The organism is Pseudoalteromonas sp. AS84 (assembly GCF_038900255.1).
GTDB lineage: Bacteria > Pseudomonadota > Gammaproteobacteria > Enterobacterales > Alteromonadaceae > Pseudoalteromonas.
Window position 1 is genome coordinate 40,456 of sequence record NZ_JBBMQY010000007.1, and the last position, 22,957, is coordinate 63,412.

Consider the following 22,957-nt stretch of genomic DNA (forward strand, 5'->3'; position numbering starts at 1 on the left):
GGCAAATACTATTATACCCAACCCGATTAGTAAGCTAAGTTTGAGCTTTTAGTACATTGATAAATTAATGGAGAATAGGTAAATATTTAGAAAATAACTTAACAAGGCTATTGCGGTTCTTGTATTCCTCTAGTTACTCACAGTTTGTGCATAACTTTTGTAAAACACGCTCATTTTGCAAACAAATCCACAATATTAGATCTTAAAACTTGGCTTCTCCACAGATTCTGTGGATAAACATGTTTATATAGTTGTATTTATCCTTACAACTTTTAAATGGCTTAATCAAAACTGAACGTGAAAATTTAAAAAAACCTGCAGCGTCAGTAACTTAAAGTAAAGTAGCTTAATTTCAATATGTGCAAAATTAACACAAACAGAGGGAGGATAAAAAACGTACAACCCTAAAGATATCCACGGCTTAGCCTATTTGCTATCATGGCTATGGTATTTATACAACCGAAATTAAGAATATGCGACCTACAAAACCACACTCAATAAACGATTTAATGCAACGCGTTAATAATATTGCCGGATTAACGCTAGGGCAGCTTGCTAACAAGTATAATTTTAAAACGCCAGATGATTTACTGCGCGAAAAAGGTTGGACCGGTCAGTTAATTGAATACGTACTAGGTGCTACTGCGGGCTCAAAACCACTTCCGGATTTTGAAGATTTAGGAATTGAGCTAAAAACACTGCCTATTTCCTATAAAGGTAGGCCACTGGAAACTACGTTTGTATCGGTTACACCTTTAATGAATGTTACAGGAATGACCTGGCATACCAGCTCTGTGCGTAAAAAACTAAATCATGTTTTATGGCTGCCAATTTTAAGCGAACGTGATATTGCTCCGTTTGATAGAACCATCGGCAGCGGGTTTTTGTGGCAACCCACGCCTGAACAAGACGCTATATTACAGCGCGACTGGGAAGAGCAAATGGAGCTAATTGCGCTAGGTAGAGTCGACGAAATATCAGGCCATTTAGGCGATGCGATGCAAATACGCCCTAAAGCTGCTCATAGTAAAATAGTGACTGATGCTATTGGTCCAAATGGGCAAATAATTAAAACCCTACCCCGTGGCTTTTACTTAAAAACCAGTTTTACAGGTGATATTTTAAAGCAGCAGTTTCAGCTTTGAGCTGTGCAGAAAATATTATGAGTTAAGCAAATCCTTTTTCGCACTTCGTGCGCGTCAGCGTTCTTAACGCCTACAAGGTATTTCACCTTTTTAATAAAATAGTTTGAGGTTTAAATAAAGAGTTTTCGTTTTTGTTGTTCACCCTTTTCGCACTGCGTGCGCGCGTCAGCAAGCTAAACGCCTACAATAAATTTTCATCTCTTTGAGTAGAAATATTTGGCATAAAAAATCCCCGCCTGAGCGAGGATTTTATAATTTCAAATTAAAGAGCAGTAATTACTGACCTTTAACTTCTTTAAGACCGTTGTACGGTGCTTTATCACCTAATTGCTCTTCAATACGAAGCAATTGGTTGTACTTTGCAACACGGTCAGAACGGCTCAATGAACCTGTTTTAATTTGACCTGCAGCAGTACCAACAGCTAAATCAGCAATTGTTGAATCTTCAGTTTCACCAGAGCGGTGAGAAATAACAACAGTAAAACCAGCATCTTTAGCCATTTTGATTGCAGCTAAAGTTTCAGTTAAAGAACCGATTTGGTTAAACTTAATCAAGATTGAGTTAGCAATACCGTTGTCGATACCACGCTTTAAAATCTTAGTGTTTGTTACAAATAAATCATCACCTACTAATTGGATTTTATCACCCATTAGTTTAGTTTGATGTGCAAAGCCATCCCAATCAGACTCATCAAGACCATCTTCAATAGAAACGATTGGGTACTGATTAGTAAGATCTTGTAAGAAGAAGTTAAATTCTTCAGAAGTGAACTTTTTGCCTTCACCCTTAAGGTCGTAGATGTTTGCTTCTTTGTCGTAGAACTCAGATGCAGCACAATCCATCGCTAAAGTAATATCTTTACCTAGCTCGTAACCTGCGTTTGCAACAGCTACTTTAATTGCAGCAAGAGCCGCTTCGTTAGATGCAAGGTTAGGTGCAAAACCACCTTCATCGCCAACCGCTGTTGAATGACCATCAGCTTTAAGTACTTTAGCAAGGCTATGGAATACTTCAGCGCCCATACGTAGGCCTTCGCGGAAGTTTTTAGCGCCAACAGGTTGGATCATGAATTCTTGAATATCTACAGAGTTATCTGCATGTTCACCACCATTGATGATGTTCATCATTGGAAGTGGCATAGAGTAAACACCTGGCGTGCCGTTTAAGTCAGCGATATGTTCATAAAGCTCAACTTTTTTAGACTGTGCAGCTGCTTTCGCGGTTGCTAGTGATACAGCTAAGATTGCGTTTGCACCTAATTTTTCTTTATTTTCGGTACCGTCTAAATCTAGCATCACTTTATCTACAGCGCTTTGATCTAATGCACTTTGGCCTTTTAAAGCATCAGCAATTTCGTTATTGATATAACCAACTGCTTTTAATACACCTTTACCTAAGTAACGTGATTTATCACCGTCGCGTAACTCTAATGCTTCACGAGTACCAGTAGATGCGCCTGAAGGTGCTGCTGCACGACCCCAAGAACCATCTGCTAAATGTACGTCTGCTTCAACAGTTGGGTTACCACGCGAGTCCATAATTTCGCGACCGATTACTTTTACGATTTCTGACATCTTGATTCCTCTATATTCCCAAAATGGTGAGTTCAGCTAACTTTACTACGTTTTATATAGTTTATACCAATTGCATTTAATTAGTGAGCTATTATAGCGCTAAGAAAATAGCTCAATAACAAGGCTGAAATTATGACATATAGTTGTTCTATATGAGTAATTTTTAACGCAGTGAGTGAGTTATTTAATGCGATACAATGCTCATGTTTTTAATAAAATTGGTATCAGTCAGCCCTTAAAACAAAAAAGCCGTGCAATATGCACGGCTTTTAAAATTACGAATTCGCTTTTTGGTGGATATGCGCGGCTGCTACAAACCCTTCAAACAACGGATGACCATCACGTGGAGTTGACGTGAATTCCGGGTGGAATTGCGCGGCAATAAACCATGGGTGATCTTTATTTTCGATAATTTCTACCAGTTTTTTATCTTCTGATAAACCAGTAAAGCTTAAGCCTGCTTTTTCAAGTATTTCTACAAAGTTATTATTTACTTCGTAACGATGACGATGACGTTCAACAATTTCGTCGCTGCCATATACTTCATGAACTTTAGAGCCTGGCGTTAAATGACATTTTTGTGCACCTAAACGCATGGTGCCGCCTAAATCAGATTTTTCGCTACGTGTTTCAACATTACCTTCAGCATCTAGCCATTCAGTAATTAAACCAACTACTGGCGCTTCTGATTTTGCATTAAACTCTGTAGAATTTGCATCCGTTAAACCTGCAACATTACGTGCGTATTCAATTAATGCTACTTGCATGCCTAAACAAATACCTAGGTATGGTACTTTATTTTCGCGTGCGTATTTAGCCGCTAAGATTTTACCCTCAACACCACGTCCGCCAAATCCACCAGGTACTAAAATAGCATCTAAGTGTGAAAGTAATTCAACACCTTTGCTTTCTAAGTCTTGTGAATCTACATATACAATATTAATTGTTAAACGGTTTTTAAGGCCCGCATGCTTTAATGCTTCGTTAACCGATTTGTACGCATCTGGTAATTCAATATACTTACCAACCATACCAATGGTCACTTCACCCGTTGGGTTAGACTCTTGATAAAGTACTTGTTCCCACTCAGCTAAATCAGCTTCTGGTGGATCTAAGTGAAAACGACGACATACGAAGTTATCTAATTCTTGTGTTTTTAATAACGCAGGAATTTTATAAATGCTGTCTACGTCAGGTAGTGAAATAACCGCTTTTTCTTCTACGTTTGTGAATAATGAGATTTTTGCACGCTCATTATTAGGTAGTTTACGGTCTGAACGACAAATAAGAATATCTGGTTGAATACCTACTGAGCGTAACTCTTTAACAGAGTGCTGTGTTGGTTTTGTTTTAACTTCACCGGCAGGGCCTAAAAATGGCACTAGCGTTAAGTGAATAAATAGCGCGCGTTCGCGGCCAATTTCAGTTCCCATCTGACGAATTGCTTCAATAAACGGTTGTGATTCTATATCACCTACAGTGCCGCCAATTTCTACAATAGCAATATCATAACCTTCAGCACCGTCGTATACACGTTGCTTAATATCGTTAGTGATATGTGGAATAACCTGAATAGTAGCACCTAGGTATTCACCACGGCGCTCACGACGTAATACGTCTTCATATACACGGCCTTGTGTGAAGTTATTACGACTAGTCATTTTGGTACGAATAAAACGCTCGTAGTGACCTAAATCAAGGTCAGTTTCTGCGCCGTCTTCTGTAACGTAAACTTCACCGTGTTGAATTGGGCTCATTGTGCCTGGGTCAACGTTGATGTAAGGATCCAGCTTTAAAATGGTAACATTTAAACCACGGGCTTCTAAAATAGCGGCCAGTGAAGCTGCGGCAATACCTTTACCCAACGAAGAAACAACTCCGCCAGTAACGAAGATAAATTTTGTACTCATGCGAACCCTAGAATATCAGGAATTAAAAGGAATATAACACCCAAAGAAGAGCCTAAGGGTATATCATCAAGACGGGGCGAAATTGTACCAAAACACTGCTTATCAATCCAGCTAAAATTAGCTAATACGCGCACAAAAAATGTGCACTATTTAACATTAAGTCTATTTTACTTTTTTAATCGCATCCCACGCACTATCCATCTCTTCAAAGGTGGCTGTATCTAAGCTTTTGCCTTGCGCGTGCAAATAAGCGTTTACCTTTTCAAAACGCGCTGAAAACTTATCATTAGCGCTACGAAGCAGTTGCTCAGGATCTCGTTTAACATGGCGTACAACATTAACAGTGGCAAAAAGTAAGTCGCCGAGCTCTTCCGCTGTATGATCAGATAACGGGTCTTGCTCAATCGCTTCTTTTACTTCAAGCACTTCTTCGCTCACTTTATCAAGTGCACCATGATACGTTGGCCAGTCAAAACCAAGTGCGGCAACGCGTTGTTGAATTTTTTTAGCTTTACTTAAACTTGGCATATTTGCAGGAATATCTTGCCAAAAAGAAGGTGATTCGGTTTGCGTTCTAGCACTGCGTTCTTGTGTTTTGATTGTTTGCCACTGCTGCGATAGCTGCTCGTCTGTTAGCTCTTTTTTGTCACCAAATACATGCGGGTGACGACGGGTAAGCTTATCGTTTAATTGCTCCACTAGATCATTAAAATCAAATAGATTTTGCTCTTGTGCAAGCTGCGCATAAAAAACAATTTGAAATAACAAGTCACCCAATTCGCCTTTAAGCTCACCTAAATTGCCTGACTCAATACAGTCAGCAACTTCGTACGCTTCTTCTAGTGTGTGCGGCACAATAGATTTAAAATCTTGTTTGAGATCCCACGGGCAACCGCCCTTGGGATCTCGCAGTGTTTTCATTATGCTAAGAAGCTGTGTAAGCGCTGTATTATCATTCATGATTAATGACCACGCTTGGCATCGTGTACACCTTCAATTTGGTGTAACTTAGAAAGAACACGGTTAGTACCCGATAAGTCATGTACTTCTATTTGCATCGTAAATATAGCTAACTGATTATCCTCAACCGTATTTACGTTCATGTTTAAAACATTTACTTTTTCATTAGCAAGTACTGAGCTTATGTCGCGTATTAGCCCTGAACGATCGGTGGCTTCTATTTTAATACTTAGTGCGTACGAGCCGTTGATATCATCAGACCAACTTACTGAAATAACACGTTCTGGATGCTGATTTTTTAAGTTATTAAACGAATCACAGTCTTCCTTATGAACACCTATTCCTCGACCTTGCGTTATATAACCTATTATTTCATCGCCAGGTACAGGACGACAGCATTTGGCTACATGGCTCATTAAGCTACCAACGCCATCAACCACTATGCCGTTTTTGTCACCGGTTACTTTGCTAGGTGCTTTAATACGAATAACCGGCTCATCTTCTGTCCGATCACTTACAAAGTTAAGCATTTGATTGAGGCGTACATCGCCCGCACCAATCGCAACCATTAAGTCATCAAGTTCTTTAAAGTTAAAACGCTTGATGGCAGGCTCTAAATCTTTGTATGTTAAATTAAGCTTTTGTAGTTCACTGTCGAGAATTTCTTTACCCGCACTTAAGTTTTTGTCGCGGTCGAGCTGTTTAAACCAGTGATGAATCTTGGCTCTAGCGCGCGATGACTTGATGTATCCTAATGACGGATTTAACCAATCACGACTTGGATTTGGTTGTTTTTGGGTCAGTATTTCTACCTGATCCCCAGTTGTAAGTTGATGCGTAAACGGCACTATTTTGCCGAATATTTTTGCACCAATACAGCGATGCCCTACATTTGAGTGAATGTAGTAAGCAAAATCGAGCGGTGTAGCGCCAAGTGGTAAATCGATAATATCGCCGCTTGGGGTAAATATGTATACGCGGTCTTCTACTACTTGGTTTTTAAGCTCTTCTGCTAAATCGCCACCATCAACTACTTCTTCTTGCCATTGGAGTAACTTACGCAACCAGCTGATTTTTTGCTCATAACCCGAGCCGCGCCCTGGTAATGCACCTTCTTTGTACATCCAATGTGCAGCCACACCCAACTCAGCATCTTGATGCATATCGCTAGTACGAATTTGTATTTCTACTGTTTTACCTTCAGACCCAAATACCACGGTATGAATTGACTGATAGCCGTTTTGCTTTGGAGTTGCTACATAGTCGTCAAACTCTTTATTAAGATGACGCCAATTGGTGTGCACAATACCCAGCGCTCCATAACAATCTTGCAGGCGTTCAACAACAATACGCATTGCGCGTATATCAAAAAGCTGATCAAACTCGTAGTTTTTTTGCTGCATTTTTTTATAAATGCTGTAAATGTGCTTAGGGCGACCATAAACTTGAGCTTCTATGCCCGCTTCACTTAAACGGCTTTTTACTTGCTCAACCATATCTTCCATATAGGCTTCGCGCGTAAGGCGTTTGTCGTCAAGTTGTTTGGCTATACTTTTATAGGTACCTGGGTGCAAATATCTAAACGATAAATCTTCCAGTTCCCATTTTAATTGTCCTATTCCTAATCTGTTTGCCAATGGCGCAAAAATATCAGCTGTTTCTTTAGCGGCAATGACGCGGTCTTCTTCATCCGCATTTTTTACATTACGTAAATGACATACCTGCTCGGCAAGCTTAATGACCACGGCGCGCACATCTTCAACCATGGTTAATAACATTTTTCGAATATTATCAACTTGCATAGTTCCTTTACCTTGATGAGATAAAGTACTAATAGTGGCCATTTGTGCAACCCCAGTTAACAGCATGGCTATATTACTACCAAGCTGCTCTTCTATGGTTTCAAGTGATATTAAATCGTTTAAAAAATACGGGGTTAAATACGCAGTAGCTAACGATTCGGGATCGAGATTTAGCTCAGCTAAAATTTCAACCATTTCGATTGCAGTAGTTTGCCTGCTTTCATTATCACATTTTACGCAGAGCGCTTGCGCTTTAGTAAGTAGCTCTGTTTTTTCTTCAGACAAAGCAAGAAATGAAATCCGAGTGCTAAAATCTGTTGTCTCATCTTGTTGATGTGATTGTCGTGTAGCTACCATAATGCGTTCTACCTCCGTTGAAATAACGCCATAGTTTCAATATGCCCTGTATGAGGGAACATATTCATTAGCCCAATTTTATTAAGTTCAAAGCCAGCTTGTGAAATAATTGCGCTGTCACGGGCTAAAGTAACAGGGTCACAAGAGACATATAAAATAGTTTTAAACTGCTTTAAAGATAATTGCTCTAATACAGCTATCGCACCAGTCCTAGAAGGATCGAGTACAAGCACATCTAAGTTTTTACTAAACCATGGGGCGCTCTGTATGCTTTGCGTTAAATCAAAGCAATGAAACTGCGCATTGGTAATAGAGTTAGTTTGCGCATTTTGAGCAGCCATTGCAACCGCTGAAGTCACACCTTCTACGCCAATTACAGATTTTGCTTGTTTTGCCAACACTAATGAGAAATTACCAATGCCACAAAATAAATCCAATAAATTTTCATCACCTTTTAAATCAAGCCAATTTGCGGCTTGCTTTAACATAGCTTCGTTAACTTGCGCATTTACCTGAATAAAATTACCTAAACCAAATTCAAATTTCAGATCAAATTCTTTAAGATAATAAAACGGCATGGCTAAGTGTGAATGCTCAATTACATCGCTCTCGCTTTGCCATACAACTTCAAACTGTTGGCTTTTTGTTATGTGCTCAACCAAAGCCTTTGTATCATCGTTAATTGCTTTAGTGTGACGAATAACAACAAAGTTTTTATCATCGCTTTGGCATAACTGTAAATGGCTTATACTGTGTAGCGCTTTGTGTTGATTAATTAAACCATCAAAAAGTGTAAAAACATCCGCAAATACTTCATCAAGTACTGCACATTTATTAATACTCACAATATTTTTTGAACCACTGGCTCTATAACCCACACGCATTTTTTTAGCTGCTTTATCAAACATAACGGCTATGCGGGCGCTGCGCCTGTAATGCACAGACTTACTTAATAATGGAGCTTGCCAATTTAAGCTGTTTAATTTAGCAAACTTACTAAATAACTGAGTAACTGCAGTTTGTTTTTCTACAACTTGTTGGCTTATTTCTAAATGCTGTAATTGGCAACCACCACACTGATTATAGTGCTCACAAAAAGCGTCTACTCTTGATTCACTCGCTTTAATAACTTTAATTACTTTTGCACTGCTGTATTTAGCTTTATCTTCAACGAGCGTCGCTTTAACTGTTTCATTTGGTAATGCACCGCTTACAAAACATACTTTATTATTATGCTTCGCAATACCACGCCCTTGATGATCCATTCCCGTTATATTTAATTCTAATGTTTGTTGCTTAAGCGGTTTTTTTTTCGCTTTAAAAATTTGCGCCATTAGGCATTACCTTCAGTTTATTTATGAAGCACCTATATTTAGATGCTTTAGAATGCGTGTTGAACCGTATATACTCAAATCATACTAATAACGATAAAACGCTCCCATTATGACCAAATTAGGCTTACGCGATTCTGTTTTAACACTGACCCTGATCCCAACGGTGATCATAGGATTACTACTTGGTGGCTATTTTACAATAAATCGTTACATTGAGCTTGATGAAATTTTATATCAGCAAGGTACTACTATTTCAGAGCCCCTTGCTATTGCGCTTGAGCAGCCCATGCTCGAAAAAAACAAACAGCTATTGAATCGCCTTATAAGCTACACGCATAACAAGCACTCCCCTACAATTAAGTCGATTGCTATTTTTGATAAAAATAATGCGCTATTAATGACCAGTAATTATCACCGCTCATTTGAAAAGTTAATTAATCAAAAAACGCTCATAAATTTAAAAACAACTCGTGTGCAAAAGTCAGATGAGCTTGTTACATTCTTCACACCCATTATTAACCATACAAGTCACGACTCTAAATGGGATCCATCGGCTTTTCAGTCATCTTTGGGCACCGTTATTATACAGCTAAACAAAGACCAAGCAGTTATAGGGCAGCAACGTGCTTTATTAATTAGCGGTATTGTAATTATTTTATCATTGGTATTTGCAGCAATTTTAGCTTTAAGGTTAAGCCGCATGTTTATGACGCCGCTTAATAAGTTAGTACTTGCAACCGACAAGTTAGTCGAAGGTAAAAGAAGTACTGGCCTTAACGACAACATGATAGGTGAATTTGAGCTATTACGAGAAGGCTTAAATACCATTGCACACACTATGGTGATGCAAAAAGATGAAATGCAAAAAAATATTGACCAAGCAACGAGTGACTACCGCGAAACACTAGAACAATACGAAACTTCAAATATAGAGCTCTCGTTTGCAAAAAAAGAAGCTCAAGATGCTAACCGTGTAAAATCAGACTTTTTAGCTAAAATGAGTCACGAACTCCGTACTCCGTTAAATGGTGTTATTGGATTTACACGCCAGCTTTATAAAACACCGCTGAATAAACATCAAAAAGATTATCTCGACACTATTATGTTATCAGCAAATAGTTTGATGACTATTATTAGCGATATTCTAGACTTCTCCAAACTAGAAGCAGGTGCAATGGAACTTGAGTCAATTCAATTTCAGCTTCGAGATGCAGTAAATGAAGTTATGACGCTACTTGCTCCTAGCGCACACGATAAGCAATTAGAGCTATCCATTTACATTAATCAACAAGTACCAGATGACTTAACGGGCGACCCTACTCGCTTTAAACAAGTGCTGATAAACCTATTAAGTAATGCGATTAAATTTACCGAAAAAGGCTCAATTAAGGTCGATATAAGCCATCGGTTACTCGACGACGAACGCACTTCTTTACTTGTGTCAGTAACAGATACTGGCGTGGGTATACCTATGGATAAGCAAGACTCTTTATTTACTCCATTTGGGCAAGCAGACTCAAGCATTACACGTAAGTTTGGTGGTACAGGTCTTGGTCTTATTATTACCAAACATATTGTTGAAGCGATGAGTGGCCGCATAACACTAAATTCTGCGCCAGGTAACGGTACCTGTTTTACATTTAATAGTGTGTTTAGTTTGCCAAATCATGTATTTACTAACGACTTACCGACTAAATCGCTCATTGGTAAACGTATTTTGTATTTAGAGCCACACGAGCATACACATCACGCTGTACTTTCGTTATTAACTCAGTGGGAATCAAGCGTGACGGCATGTTTTAACGAGACTAGCTTTTTAGACGCTATAAAAAATACTGAACATAAATATGATGTTTGCTTAATTGGCCACATGGCATCAGTTGATGATATGCAGCAACTAAAAAGCTATGTAAAAGCCGTGCGTGAATCTACTGATTACTTATATTTAATGCTTAATACTGTATCGCACAATATGCGAGAAGCCTTTATAGGTAGCGGTGCTGATGCGTGTTTAAGTAAACCACTGAATCACCGTAAGTTATGTGAAGTACTTGCCGCACCTTACAGGCTTGACCACCCTACTCATAATATTGAACAAAACGATCAAGCTTTGCTGCCGTTAAAGGTATTGGTTGTTGATGATAACGATGCCAACTTAAAACTTCTCCATACTTTATTAAGTGAACAAATTGAAGTAATAGAAACGGCTCATAATGGTTCACAAGCATACAGCTTAAGTAAAAGTCATAAATACGACATAATTTTTATGGATATACAAATGCCAATTATGGACGGTATAACCGCATGCAAGCTTATTCGCGAATCATCACTTAATGAAGATACACCAATTATAGCTGTAACGGCACATGCCCTTCAAAGCGAAAAAGAGCAACTACTAAAAGATGGCTTTAAAGGCTATTTAACTAAGCCTATTGATGAAGATATGCTTAAACAAATTATTAGCGACCATAGTCCACAGACCCCGGTTAATCGTGATAAAGCTAAAACAGATACACCGCAAAGCCCTGCACCATTTCAAAGTAGTCGGATTGATTGGGCACAAGCCCTGCAGCGTGCTGGCGGAAAGAGCGAGTTAGCACTAGAGATGCTTAATATGCTACTTCTAAGCGTCCCTGAAACCCTTACATTGCTTGCAAAAGCGATAGAGAATAATGATTGTCAGCAAATCTTAAGTATTGTCCATAAGTTTCATGGTGCATGTTGCTACACTGGTGTCCCAAAACTTAAATCACTCGCAGAAACAATTGAAACATCACTTAAAAATAAATGCTTGCTGGAGAATATTGAACCTGAATTATTTGAGTTACAAGACGAGCTTGAAAACCTACTTGCAGATGCAAGTGTGACGGAACTACAAAGGTAAGGTTTTATTTTAGATACAAATAAACGCGGTATTTACCGCGTTTTTTATTAAGCTTTTTTAAATACTTATGTTTGCTTATCTTACATTCTTGCTTCAATCATTAATCGTTTCATGTCGCGTACGGCTTTATCGAGTCCATCTATCGCTGCACGAGCAATGATAGCGTGGCCAATATTTAGCTCGTAAATCTCAGGCATCGCGGCAATGGGTTTAACGTTATGATAATGAAGACCATGGCCAGCATTAACAATCAAACCTAAGCTTGCTGCGTATTTAACACCTTCACGGATATGCTCTAACTCTTTGTGTAAATCAGTGTCATTTGTTGCATCAGCATACGCACCGGTATGTATTTCTACATAAGGGGCACCACACTCTTTGGCTGCGTCTAATTGTGCTTTATCTGCATCAATAAATAACGATACTTTTATGCCCGCGTCGGTAAGCGTTTTTGTTGCGGCTTTAATTTTATCTGTATTACCCGCTACGTCTAAGCCGCCTTCGGTGGTTAGTTCTTCACGTTTTTCAGGCACTAGGCATACATACTCAGGTTTTACTTCAAGCGCTATTTTTATCATTTCGTCGGTAACAGCTGTTTCAAGATTCATACGCGTTTGGATGGTTTTAGCCATCACATAAACGTCGCGATCTTGAATATGGCGTCTGTCTTCACGTAAGTGAATCGTAATACCGTCTGCCCCTGCATGCTCTGCTACACTGGCTGCATGAGCAGGATCTGGGTAACTTGTTCCACGCGCTTGGCGAAGTGTTGCAATATGATCTACGTTTACACCCAAAAGAATATCTTTCATTTTCTTACCTGTAAAATTACGTTTATTGAGAGGCCATAAATAGCTCACGGCTTTTTAATGGTTTACTACCTAATAAGGGTTTTAATAAATAGCGGCTTAATTGCTTTGCGATATATAGCACATCGCTTTGGCTAAAGTCATGATTAGCTATGGCGTTTAGTTGTTTGCCACTAAATCCAGAACGCGTATCTTCTTGTACTAAAAAACCAAGTTCGGGGAAATAACTATACGTTTGCTTCTCATCTATCGGCTCACCGCTGGCGTCAAAACTAAAATCCACGCCATAACCGAGTAATTCCAATAATTGAAACTCGTATGAGCGAAGTACTTCTTGTAAATTAGCCCCGCTGTTTAGGTTTCCTAAATGAGATTTATATAGCTCAAATACTTGTTCAATGGGCTCGTTAACAGGCACTATGCGATTGGTAAGCTCATTTAAATAAAAACCACAATAAAGCTCATCGCCTTTTAAAAAGTGCGAGTTACCATGCAGTTCAAACTTATTGATATATTTTAGATCGTACTTGCCACTGTAATTAACAAGGAGTGCCTGAAACGGCTGAAGTTGTGCTTTATGTTTAGTGGCCTGGCGACCACTAATTCGGGCCAGCATTCTTAACTGACCAACGCCTTCTACAAGCATATCTAACATTACTTGGGAGTCACTATAAGGACGCCGATGTAATAAATACGCGGTGTAGAAGTCGCTATCCATTCACTAAGCTACTGCTTGGTTTAGTCTTCACTGTAACCTAAGCTTCTTAGTGCACGCTCATCATCAGCCCAACCCGACTTAACTTTAACCCAAAGTTCTAAAAACACTTTGTTATCAAGCATTTCTTCTATATCTTTACGGGCTTCACGGCCAATGGTTTTTAGCTTTTCGCCTTTATTACCAATAACCATGCGTTTTTGTGTTTCGCGCTCAACAAGAATTAACCCATTTATGTGCCAAATACCGTTGTCTTGCCATTTAAACTGCTCAATTTCAACAGTCACAGAATACGGTAGCTCTTCACCCATAAAACGCATTAGCTTTTCACGGATAACTTCAGCTGCCATAAAGCGCATCGAACGGTCAGTTACGTAATCTTCAGGAAAGTAAAATTCGCAAGGAGGTAAGCGCTTAGTTACTTCTTCTTTGATTAAATCAACGTTTTTACCTTGCGTTGCCGATACTGGCATAATTCCAACAAAATCAAACTTGTCACTTAACCACTTCATATGAGGCAATACAAGATCACGGTCTTTAACTTGGTCAATTTTATTAATTACTAATAATACAGGCTTACCACTTTGTGATACTTTATTAAGTACCATATCGTCATCAGCATTCCAATGAGTGCCTTCAACAACAAAAATAATAAGTTCCACATCGCCAATAGAACTAGACGCTGCTCGGTTCATTAGACGGTTAATAGCACGCTTTTCTTCAACGTGTAGACCCGGTGTATCTATGTATACCGCTTGGTGTTTATCTACAGTATGAATACCCATAATACGGTGACGTGTAGTTTGTGGTTTACGTGAGGTAATACTCACTTTTTGCTCAATGATTTCATTAAGCAAAGTCGATTTACCTACGTTTGGTCGACCGACAATCGCCACCATTCCACAAAATGTATCTACATCACGTTCATGAGGTTGTATTAAGGTATCAAGGTTCATTTTTAAGTATCTTCAATGCTTTTTCGGCAGCTTTTTGTTCGGCCTTACGGCGCGAGCTACCAACAGAAATTATGCTATCCATTCCATCAACAATACATTCGACCGTGAATGTTTGATTGTGTGCTTGGCCTTTAGTATCAACAACCGTGTAGCCCGGTAACGATAATTTACGAGCTTGCAAATACTCTTGCAGCAGGGTTTTAGGATCTTTCTGGTTAAGCCCTGGTGAAATAGCATCCAAACGTGATTGGTACCACGCCAATATAAGGTCGCCACAACTGTCGATACCTGAATCTAAAAATGCAGCGCCTATAATAGCTTCTACTGCATCAGCAAGCGTTGACTCGCGACGGAATCCGCCACTTTTAAGCTCACCCGGCCCTAGGCGTAAATAATCGCCTAGACCAAATTCAAGACCAAACTCGGCAAGTGTTTGACCACGCACAAGTGTTGAACGCATGCGGCTTAAATCGCCTTCACGCGCTTTAGGAAATTTGGCATAAAGTGCATTGGCAATCACAAAGCTTAAAATTGAGTCGCCTAAAAATTCTAGTCGCTCATTATGTTGGCCTTTGTGGCTGCGGTGCGTCATTGCTTGCTCAAGTAAACCTTGATCAGCGAATTCATAGCCAATTTTTTTATATAATTCTGTTACATTTTTTTTCATCGTTACTGAATATTACCTAGGCGTTCAAAGCGAACACCAGTTGGAACCCATCCTGGTAAAATATCATCAGGGCCATTCTCAAATTCAAAACTCATCCATATAAAGACAGCTTTACCCACCAAGTTTTCTTTTGGTACAAAGCCCCAAAAGCGACCATCTTGGCTGTTGTCGCGGTTATCACCCATCATAAAATAATGATCAGCAGGAACAGTCCATTCATCAGAAGGTGTGCCCGGTTGCTGATAGTAACGCCCTTTTCTCTCAGGCGCTTGTGGGTTGATTAATATATCATGCGTAACTGTTGTTAAATTTTCATTCACACGAGCTAGAGGCATTGGGCCTTGTTTAAATTCGTTATCATTAATTAGTTTAAAATCAATTTTATTGAATTCATTACATAAAAGCTCACCCTGTTGGGTTTCGCCTTCTTTACAGTTTGGTTGAATATATAAACGTTTATCACGATAAACAATTTTATCGCCAGGTAAACCAATCGTACGTTTAATATAGTCAACACTTTCATCTAAAGGGTATTTAAAAACAACAATATCACCACGTTCAGGATCACCAATATCAACTAATTGAGTACGCCAAACTGGGTCTTTTATTCCATATGAATACTTTTGTACTAAAATAAAGTCACCTACTAACAGTGTAGGCATCATTGAACCAGATGGAATTTGAAACGGTTCAAAAATAAATGATCTAAAAATAGTAATTGCTGCAATCATCGGAAAAATCGACTTTGCTGTTTCTGTTAGTACTGGTTCTGGTGCAATTAATGCCGCAGTTTCTTCATCTAACGGAGCTCCAGCAGACGTTTGCGCTATCGCTAAACGCTCCTGTCTTTTAGGTGCATACATTAAGTGATCTATTAACCATATTAAGCCTGAGCCTAAGGTTAATAGCACCAATAAAACTGAAAAATAACCAGCCATTTATAATCCTTTGTTTTTATTTACCAACTTTTAAAATAGCTAAAAACGCTTCTTGAGGCACTTCAACATTACCTACTTGCTTCATACGTTTTTTACCATCTTTTTGCTTTTTAAGTAGCTTTTTCTTACGACTCACATCGCCACCGTAACACTTAGCAATTACGTTTTTACGTAACTGTTTAACCGTAGTACGTGCAATAACATGTTGTCCAATCGCTGCTTGAATCGCAATATCAAACATTTGACGTGGAATAAGCTCTTTTAATGCATCAGCTAACTGGCGACCACGAGACTGCGCACCATCTCTATGAACAATAATCGCAAGTGCATCAACACGCTCACTATTGATTAAAATATCAACACGCACCATATCTGATGTTTGAAAGTGTTTAAAGTTATAATCAAGCGATGCAAAACCACGGCTTGTTGATTTTAATTTATCAAAAAAGTCCATTACCACTTCAGCCATAGGTAGCTCGTACGTAACAGCTACTTGCTTTCCGTGATAGGTCATTTTTGTTTGGCTACCGCGTTTTTCAATACACAAAGTAATAACATTACCTAAGTATTCTTGTGGTACCAAAATATTAGCTTCAACAATCGGCTCACGAATTTCTACAATATCGTTTACTGCAGGTAAATCAGACGGGTTATCAATCTGGAATGTACCTTCTTTAGTAACTATCTCATAGATTACCGTAGGTGCCGTTGTAATTAAATCAATATCGTATTCACGCTCTAAACGCTCTTGGATGATTTCCATGTGTAGCATACCTAAAAAGCCACAGCGGAAACCAAAACCTAGTGCAGTTGAATTCTCTGGTTCAAAGAATAACGACGCATCGTTTAAGCTTAATTTATTAAGTGCATCACGGAACGATTCATACTCATCTGATGCAATTGGAAACATACCGGCATAAACCTGTGGCTTAATTTTTTGAAAACCAGGTAAACGAAGTGGAGCAGCATTTTTTTGATGAGTAATAGTATCGCCAACTGGCGCACCATGTATCTCTTTAATGCCAGCAATAACAAACCCTACTTCACCTGTTCTTAAAATACCGGTGTTGGTTTGTTTAGGCGTAAATACACCTACTTGGTCAGCAGTATGTATATGCTCGTTCGACATTATTTTTATTTTGTCGCCTGTGCGTAATTCACCGTGCTTAATACGCACAAGTGATACAACACCTTGGTATGGGTCAAACCAAGAATCGATAATAAGCGCTTGTAGAGGTGCGTCTTTGTCGCCTACTGGCGGTGGAACATCTCTAACAATCATTTCGAGTACTTCGGCAATACCTACACCCGTTTTAGCGCTACATTGCACTGCATCAAGGGCATCAATACCAATAATTTCTTCAATTTCTTCTGCAACGCGCAAAGGATCTGCTTGCGGTAAATCGATTTTGTTAAGTACTGGAATTACTTCTAATTCCATTTCAATAGCGGTGTAACAGTTAGCTAATGTTTGTGCTTCAACGCCTTGGCCTGCATCAACAACGAGTAGCGCACCTTCACATGCGGCTAAAGAACGCGATACTTCATACGTAAAATCAACGTGCCCTGGAGTATCGATGAAATTAAGTTGATAAGTTTCGCCATCGTTCGCTTTGTAATTCAACGTTACACTTTGCGCTTTAATGGTAATACCACGTTCGCGCTCAATATCCATTGAATCCAAAACTTGTTTTTGCATTTCACGGTCGGTTAAACCGCCACAAACTTGGATCAAACGATCTGAAAGGGTCGATTTACCATGGTCAATATGGGCGATGATCGAAAAATTACGGATATGCTTCATAAACTGGATTCTATACTTCTATTTTAATGGACTAAATATGAATACCTAAGTGACTTGAAAATACTTACTTTAGGATGCCATAAGCTCAGTTTGTAAGTTACAGACTTCACTCACGCTTTTTAAGATCGGTTACAATTATTTTATTTATTAAATAACAATAAGTTATGCTTTCTTAACTTAAATAACCCAACTAGATAAAATAATTTTAAAAACCACTATTCCCTGTATTTCCAAGTTACTTTGGTATAAAACGGCAATTTTACATTTAATTGGCGTCAATCACCATCTATTTGAGTTAAAGGGATACTAATTGGGTGAATTTTTATAACTTTTATATCGTGCTTTAGCGATCTCACGCGAGTTTTAGCTATAAAAAAGCCAGTAACACCACCTAAAGCTGCAGCTAAAATTTGCCAAGCTTCGGAAGCCATAAACAATTGCGCTGCAATCAGTGCAAAAACTAAACTTAGAAGGAGCGGAAGCATGTATACCGCAAATGCATGCTTAACGACGTGACTATCGTCAAGTGACAAGGTTACCTTTTGTCCTACTTCAACAGAGGATTCAAATTTATAAGGGAAGGTTTTTTTTGCAGTGCCAAACAGCTTACCAAACACTTGTGAGCCGCAACGACCATTGCAGCCTTCACATGCTTGTTTTTGTTGTGCTTCTAAATGAGCAATGTGGCCATCGAGGGCCACAACAGTGAGGGTTTGTTCAATCATAACAATCCTTACGAATCGTTTATAATGCGCGGGTAACTGACTCAGCAATCGCTTTTGCGGTCATACTCGGTACATTACCAACAACCGATACATCAAAATTACCGCCATTATGCACATATACTGTTGTTGCACCAGAGGTTAGTGCACCACTTAAACGCTTACCCGGCAATGGACGCTGAATAAATACCGAAATTTCAACAAAACCATCAGAGAACAAGTAATAGTCTGTTAATTCGTTATTTAAATCGAGCTTATGTCTGTCTGATTTTAGTAATTCAAAGCCATCTGGTAACCAACTGATTTGCCAATTAGTAGCAGTACTATCTTCATTTACAAGTGCATCGTTTGGTAACGGCGTTGGAAAGTTTCGATTGAGCACTTCAAGTAACATACCTGCTGGCTGCTCTGTCACACTAATATGAGTAAGCTGTAACTGCTCTAAAGCTTCACCTTCGTGGTTAACGTAAGCGGCTTTTAGTAACAACGACGATTCCATATCCAGCCAAATCCAATAATTATATTTATACTCGTCTTTAGATTCTATGCGAACTAGTTGTGCAGCACGCCCTGCAATACGACCTTTACCACCTAGTACAAAATCATAGTGCGCGCTTAAGCGATCTATATCTTTAAAAAGTACTTCAGGGATTGGACCAGCTATTGAATCTGTTTTTAGGGAATATGGTTCTGACTGAGGTTCAAAATAAGTAACTTGGTTGTCAATACGGACCATTTCAAGCCCAGCACCGTTAAGTAAACTTAAATGCTCAAGTTCTGTGTCACCTTGTAAAGCATGCACCCATCGGTAGGGTTCCATTGTTTTACCTTTGACAACCACAAACGAAGCGTCAAAATTACGGGTGTGAACGGCATTAGCCATTTTTAGTAATAAATCTTTGGCAGGGTTTGTGTCGTTAGCAAATGCATTAAAGCTTACTACCAACGACAGAACAAAAGTGATTACTTTCATTTAATTAGTTTTTTTCCTCAGACGCTTTGGTATTAGTTTGCGCTGTTTCTAAAGAATTCGCAACTCGTGCTTGGCGTTGATGCTCAAGAACTAATGCACCAATACGTTGTTGCTGTAATTCACGTAAACCTTGCTCTGCATTTTCAAGCGCAGGCTCAGATGAGTAACTTACTGGCGATGCCATACCTGTCAGCGGTGTGGTTTGTAGTAATGGAATTTCGCTTTGTTGCTCGTTGTTACTTTGAGGTAACGTATTAACGCCTACAATAGCAAACATTGCCACACTGGCTGCAATTGCTAGTTGAGCAACTGGTTTGCGCCAATTAAAAGCCACTACTTTATTATCTTGTACCGTTTCAGTGATTGCTTGAGGCTGTGTTTTTGACTGACTAAAGTCAGCATAAACAGGCTCGCTTTCTAGTGCTAATGCAACGCGATCGCTAATATCAATATGTGTGTCGTTATTATTTTTTTGAGCACGCATCGCATCACCAATTAACGCATAACGGCCAAACGTAGTTACATCTTGCTCTGCAATTTTTGCATCAGTCAGATGTTGCTCGCCATCAAGTAATGCCGATAACGCTTCGTTATCTAACTTGTTAAGGTGTGCTTTTGTCATACTAAGACTCGCCTATTAATGGGTTTAATTTGTTATCTATTGCTTCACGGGCACGAAATATACGCGAACGCACAGTCCCGACCGGGCAATCCATTACCACTGCTATTTCTTCATAGCTCATCCCTTCAATTTCTCTAAGGGTGATTGCGGTTTTAAGATCTTCAGGCAAACTATCAATCGTATTAAAAATAACAGCGCGTACTTCTTCGCTTAAAAGTAGGTTTTCAGGAGATGCATTAGATCGCATTGAATCGGCACAATCATAAAACTCGGCATCTTCGGCGTCTATATCATTTGCTGGCGGCTTACGCCCCTGGGCTACTAAGTAATTTTTAGCACAATTAACGGCAATACGGTATAACCACGTGTAAAAGGCGCTGTCACCTCTAAAGTTAGGAAGTGCACGGTAAGCTTTAATAAAAGCCTCTTGTGCTACATCAGCAATATCGCCTTGGTTTGATACATAACGTGAGATCAAACCTGCAATTTTGTTTTGATACTTCTTTACTAATAGGTTGAAGGCGTTTTTATCTCCTTGCTGGACCCTTTTTACTAGCACTAAATCTAATTCCTGCTCGCTCATTCGAGCCGGTACTCCTATGTCTGATTTTTGCTTGTTATTCATATTGTCGTCATTGTTCACAAATACTCTGACCTCTTTATGAATAAAAAGTTCTGCTTAATATTATTTTTTTATAAAATAGATGATAAATAACGGCGCTAAGCCTTTAAAATCACTACGTAGTAGTATGACAAATATGGTACAACTACAGATATTAAAAACAAATATTGCTCTATATGGGCATTGTAACCGCAAAGTACCTCTGACATGAACCAAAATAAACATCACATTGCAGATGTCGCTATTATAGGTAGCGGCGCAGCAGGCTTATCACTTGCATTATCTCTCGCTAATTATTGTAACGTTACCGTGATCAGTAAAGGAGCGCTTACAGAAGGTTCTACTTTATATGCTCAAGGTGGTATAGCTGCTGTATTTGATAAACAAAACGACAGCATAGAATCTCATGTTGAAGATACACTCGATGCGGGCGGCGGTTTATGCGACAGAGACGCTGTTCATTATACTGCCAGCAATGCTCACGATTGCCTACAGTGGTTAATCGATCAAGGTGTTCCCTTTGATATGGAGTTTGATAGCAAAGGAAAAGAGCGTTTTCATTTAACACGTGAAGGCGGTCACAGCCATCGTCGTATTTTGCATGCAGCCGATGCTACTGGTAAAGCGGTGCAAACCACACTTATTAGCCAAGTTAAAATTCATAAGAACATAACGCTCCTAGAACAATACAATGCCATTGATTTAATTACAGATAAAAGCGCCGGAAAAACAGGCTCACACATTGAAGGTATGTATGTGTGGAACAAAAAAGCTAAAAAGGTAGAAACCATTTCAGCTAAATTTGTTGCCCTAGCCACTGGTGGCGCAAGCAAAGTGTATTTGTATACATCTAACCCGGATGTATCAAGTGGTGATGGCATTGCAATGGCATGGCGCGCGGGCTGTAAAGTTGCCAATATGGAGTTTAATCAATTTCATCCAACAAGCCTTTATCATCCAGAGCTACAAAACTTTTTAATTACAGAAGCTATGCGCGGTGAAGGGGCTTATTTAAAACGACCTGATGGTACTCGTTTTATGAAAGACTTTGACAGCCGTGAAGAACTCGCTCCACGCGATATAGTGGCACGCGCAATCGATTTTGAAATGAAGCGTTTAGGTGCTAATTGTGTTTATTTAGATATTAGCCACAAAGATAAAGACTTTATTATTGAGCACTTTCCTACTATTTACGCAAAATGCCTAAGTGTAGGGCTTGATATAACAAAAGAAGCAATCCCAGTTGTACCTGCTGCACATTACACTTGTGGTGGCGTAATGACCGACTTTAACGGTAAAACAGATCTCGATAACTTATATGCAGTTGGCGAAGTCGCTTACACAGGCCTACATGGTGCAAACCGTATGGCAAGTAATTCTCTATTAGAATGTATTGTGTTTGCCCACGCCGCAGCTAAAGATATTTTAAGTAAAATTGAACAAGCACCAGAGCCAATGGCTCTACCTCATTGGGATGAAAGCCGTGTTAGTAACTCTGATGAAGAAATAGTTATTACCCATAACTGGCATGAACTACGTTTATTTATGTGGGATTATGTAGGTATTGTACGCTCTACTAAACGCTTAGAACGTGCACTGCATAGAGTTGAGTTGCTACAGCAAGAAATACACGATTATTATGCAAACTTTAGAGTAAGTAATAACTTGCTTGAGCTTCGTAACTTAGTACAAGTGTCAGAACTCATTATCAGAAGTGCAATGGAGCGAAAAGAAAGCAGAGGCCTACATTATACTATTGATTACCCAGAACAAAATGAAAACCCAACACCGACTATTTTGACTCCTCAGCGCAACTAATCGCGCTTAAAGTAGCACGTTTTAAACGCGCATAGCTTTGTTTGTTAACACCATTGGCTGAAATTATTAGCCAATGGTTGTTACTAAAACCCTTAATATGCAGCCAAATGCTATTGCCATAAAAGCGGCTTTTTTTACTAATTTCACCCTGAATTTTTAAGCCCTCGCCCTCAAACCTAAATAGCTTAGGCTCTAATATTATAACGCCATCAGTTGGATGAATCGCTAACACTTTTTGCCAAACTACAAAACCAGCGGTCACATTCATTACTAAGCAAAAAATAATGGCTAATACTGAACTTAAAAATAGGCATAATATTAAACCGAGCATACAAAAAAAGACC

The 22,957-nt window shown here is 39.1% G+C and carries 19 protein-coding genes; 3 read left to right on the forward strand and 16 right to left on the reverse strand.

Annotated elements, in window-relative coordinates; translation table 11 throughout:
* Positions 1 to 473 precede the first annotated feature (473 nt).
* Positions 474 to 1,145 carry a DNA mismatch repair endonuclease MutH gene (gene mutH, locus WNY79_RS09195; protein ID WP_342875708.1) on the forward strand — a complete coding sequence of 224 codons (672 nt, stop codon included), beginning with the start codon at positions 474 to 476 and terminating at the stop codon, positions 1,143 to 1,145.
* 276 nt (positions 1,146 to 1,421) lie between these two features.
* Here the strand turns inward: mutH and eno are convergent, their stop codons facing one another.
* The 5 genes from eno to rlmD form a co-directional block, all read right to left on the reverse strand.
* Positions 1,422 to 2,720 carry a phosphopyruvate hydratase gene (gene eno, locus WNY79_RS09200; RefSeq protein ID WP_024589994.1) on the reverse strand — a complete coding sequence of 433 codons (1,299 nt, stop codon included), beginning with the start codon at positions 2,718 to 2,720 and terminating at the stop codon, positions 1,422 to 1,424.
* Between the two features lie 275 nt (positions 2,721 to 2,995).
* Positions 2,996 to 4,630, reverse strand: coding sequence for a CTP synthase (locus WNY79_RS09205; protein WP_342875709.1), 1,635 nt, complete (start codon positions 4,628 to 4,630; stop codon positions 2,996 to 2,998).
* 162 nt (positions 4,631 to 4,792) lie between these two features.
* Entirely contained in the window at positions 4,793 to 5,590 is a 798-nt protein-coding gene (gene mazG / locus WNY79_RS09210; RefSeq protein ID WP_342875710.1) for a nucleoside triphosphate pyrophosphohydrolase, read from the reverse strand.
* Between the two features lie 2 nt (positions 5,591 to 5,592).
* Positions 5,593 to 7,749 (reverse strand): GTP diphosphokinase, encoded by a 2,157-nt coding sequence (relA, locus tag WNY79_RS09215; RefSeq protein WP_342875711.1) that lies wholly within the window; start codon positions 7,747 to 7,749, stop codon positions 5,593 to 5,595.
* 8 nt (positions 7,750 to 7,757) lie between these two features.
* Complete coding sequence (rlmD, locus tag WNY79_RS09220; protein ID WP_076923562.1) at positions 7,758 to 9,083, reverse strand: 23S rRNA (uracil(1939)-C(5))-methyltransferase RlmD; 1,326 nt, start codon at positions 9,081 to 9,083, stop codon at positions 7,758 to 7,760.
* 109 nt (positions 9,084 to 9,192) lie between these two features.
* Between rlmD and barA the strand changes: the two genes are divergently transcribed.
* The gene (gene barA / locus WNY79_RS09225) at positions 9,193 to 11,967 is read left to right on the forward strand and encodes a two-component sensor histidine kinase BarA (RefSeq protein WP_342875712.1); all 2,775 of its coding nucleotides are present in this window, start codon (positions 9,193 to 9,195) and stop codon (positions 11,965 to 11,967) included.
* An 80-nt stretch (positions 11,968 to 12,047) separates the two neighbouring features.
* Here barA and pdxJ read toward each other — a convergent pair whose 3' ends face one another.
* From pdxJ to rpoE, 10 genes are all read right to left on the reverse strand, one after another.
* Entirely contained in the window at positions 12,048 to 12,779 is a 732-nt protein-coding gene (gene pdxJ / locus WNY79_RS09230; RefSeq protein ID WP_342875713.1) for a pyridoxine 5'-phosphate synthase, read from the reverse strand.
* Positions 12,780 to 12,801: 22 nt separating this feature from the next.
* Entirely contained in the window at positions 12,802 to 13,494 is a 693-nt protein-coding gene (gene recO / locus WNY79_RS09235; RefSeq protein ID WP_342875714.1) for a DNA repair protein RecO, read from the reverse strand.
* A 20-nt stretch (positions 13,495 to 13,514) separates the two neighbouring features.
* Complete coding sequence (era, locus tag WNY79_RS09240) at positions 13,515 to 14,447, reverse strand: GTPase Era (protein ID WP_024598751.1); 933 nt, start codon at positions 14,445 to 14,447, stop codon at positions 13,515 to 13,517.
* Complete coding sequence (gene rnc, locus WNY79_RS09245; protein ID WP_024598752.1) at positions 14,437 to 15,114, reverse strand: ribonuclease III; 678 nt, start codon at positions 15,112 to 15,114, stop codon at positions 14,437 to 14,439. Before rnc ends, era begins: the two co-directional genes overlap by 11 nt.
* 2 nt (positions 15,115 to 15,116) lie before the next feature.
* Positions 15,117 to 16,052, reverse strand: a complete 936-nt coding sequence (gene lepB / locus WNY79_RS09250) for a signal peptidase I (RefSeq protein ID WP_342875715.1) — start codon at positions 16,050 to 16,052, stop codon at positions 15,117 to 15,119.
* A 16-nt stretch (positions 16,053 to 16,068) separates the two neighbouring features.
* Entirely contained in the window at positions 16,069 to 17,856 is a 1,788-nt protein-coding gene (gene lepA / locus WNY79_RS09255) for a translation elongation factor 4 (protein WP_008134818.1), read from the reverse strand.
* A 275-nt stretch (positions 17,857 to 18,131) separates the two neighbouring features.
* On the reverse strand, positions 18,132 to 18,581 hold the full coding sequence (locus WNY79_RS09260; protein ID WP_024598754.1) for a SoxR reducing system RseC family protein: 450 nt from the start codon (positions 18,579 to 18,581) through the stop codon (positions 18,132 to 18,134).
* Positions 18,582 to 18,600: 19 nt separating this feature from the next.
* Entirely contained in the window at positions 18,601 to 19,551 is a 951-nt protein-coding gene (locus tag WNY79_RS09265; protein WP_024598755.1) for a MucB/RseB C-terminal domain-containing protein, read from the reverse strand.
* Positions 19,552 to 19,555: 4 nt separating this feature from the next.
* Positions 19,556 to 20,173: an RseA family anti-sigma factor gene (locus tag WNY79_RS09270; protein ID WP_342875716.1), complete on the reverse strand. Its 618-nt coding sequence runs from the start codon at positions 20,171 to 20,173 to the stop codon at positions 19,556 to 19,558.
* Position 20,174: 1 nt separating this feature from the next.
* Entirely contained in the window at positions 20,175 to 20,756 is a 582-nt protein-coding gene (gene rpoE, locus WNY79_RS09275) for an RNA polymerase sigma factor RpoE (protein ID WP_002958721.1), read from the reverse strand.
* A gap of 246 nt (positions 20,757 to 21,002) precedes the next feature.
* Here rpoE and nadB point away from each other — a divergent pair, with 246 nt between their 5' ends.
* Complete coding sequence (gene nadB / locus WNY79_RS09280; RefSeq protein ID WP_024598757.1) at positions 21,003 to 22,613, forward strand: L-aspartate oxidase; 1,611 nt, start codon at positions 21,003 to 21,005, stop codon at positions 22,611 to 22,613.
* Here nadB and WNY79_RS09285 read toward each other — a convergent pair.
* Positions 22,588 to 22,944 carry a hypothetical protein gene (locus WNY79_RS09285; RefSeq protein WP_342875717.1) on the reverse strand — a complete coding sequence of 119 codons (357 nt, stop codon included), beginning with the start codon at positions 22,942 to 22,944 and terminating at the stop codon, positions 22,588 to 22,590. The two genes, nadB and WNY79_RS09285, sit on opposite strands and share 26 nt — an antisense overlap.
* Between the last annotated feature and the right edge of the window lie 13 nt (positions 22,945 to 22,957).

Coding starts and splice junctions, on each gene's coding strand:
- mutH (WP_342875708.1), top strand. CDS start 474: ATGCGACCTACAAAACCACACTCAATAAACGATTTAATGCAACGCGTT.
- eno (WP_024589994.1), bottom strand. CDS start 2,720: ATGTCAGAAATCGTAAAAGTAATCGGTCGCGAAATTATGGACTCGCGT.
- WNY79_RS09205 (WP_342875709.1), bottom strand. CDS start 4,630: ATGAGTACAAAATTTATCTTCGTTACTGGCGGAGTTGTTTCTTCGTTG.
- mazG (WP_342875710.1), bottom strand. CDS start 5,590: ATGAATGATAATACAGCGCTTACACAGCTTCTTAGCATAATGAAAACA.
- relA (WP_342875711.1), bottom strand. CDS start 7,749: ATGGTAGCTACACGACAATCACATCAACAAGATGAGACAACAGATTTT.
- rlmD (WP_076923562.1), bottom strand. CDS start 9,083: ATGGCGCAAATTTTTAAAGCGAAAAAAAAACCGCTTAAGCAACAAACA.
- barA (WP_342875712.1), top strand. CDS start 9,193: ATGACCAAATTAGGCTTACGCGATTCTGTTTTAACACTGACCCTGATC.
- pdxJ (WP_342875713.1), bottom strand. CDS start 12,779: ATGAAAGATATTCTTTTGGGTGTAAACGTAGATCATATTGCAACACTT.
- recO (WP_342875714.1), bottom strand. CDS start 13,494: ATGGATAGCGACTTCTACACCGCGTATTTATTACATCGGCGTCCTTAT.
- era (WP_024598751.1), bottom strand. CDS start 14,447: ATGAACCTTGATACCTTAATACAACCTCATGAACGTGATGTAGATACA.
- rnc (WP_024598752.1), bottom strand. CDS start 15,114: ATGAAAAAAAATGTAACAGAATTATATAAAAAAATTGGCTATGAATTC.
- lepB (WP_342875715.1), bottom strand. CDS start 16,052: ATGGCTGGTTATTTTTCAGTTTTATTGGTGCTATTAACCTTAGGCTCA.
- lepA (WP_008134818.1), bottom strand. CDS start 17,856: ATGAAGCATATCCGTAATTTTTCGATCATCGCCCATATTGACCATGGT.
- WNY79_RS09260 (WP_024598754.1), bottom strand. CDS start 18,581: ATGATTGAACAAACCCTCACTGTTGTGGCCCTCGATGGCCACATTGCT.
- WNY79_RS09265 (WP_024598755.1), bottom strand. CDS start 19,551: ATGAAAGTAATCACTTTTGTTCTGTCGTTGGTAGTAAGCTTTAATGCA.
- WNY79_RS09270 (WP_342875716.1), bottom strand. CDS start 20,173: ATGACAAAAGCACACCTTAACAAGTTAGATAACGAAGCGTTATCGGCA.
- rpoE (WP_002958721.1), bottom strand. CDS start 20,756: ATGAGCGAGCAGGAATTAGATTTAGTGCTAGTAAAAAGGGTCCAGCAA.
- nadB (WP_024598757.1), top strand. CDS start 21,003: ATGAACCAAAATAAACATCACATTGCAGATGTCGCTATTATAGGTAGC.
- WNY79_RS09285 (WP_342875717.1), bottom strand. CDS start 22,944: ATGCTCGGTTTAATATTATGCCTATTTTTAAGTTCAGTATTAGCCATT.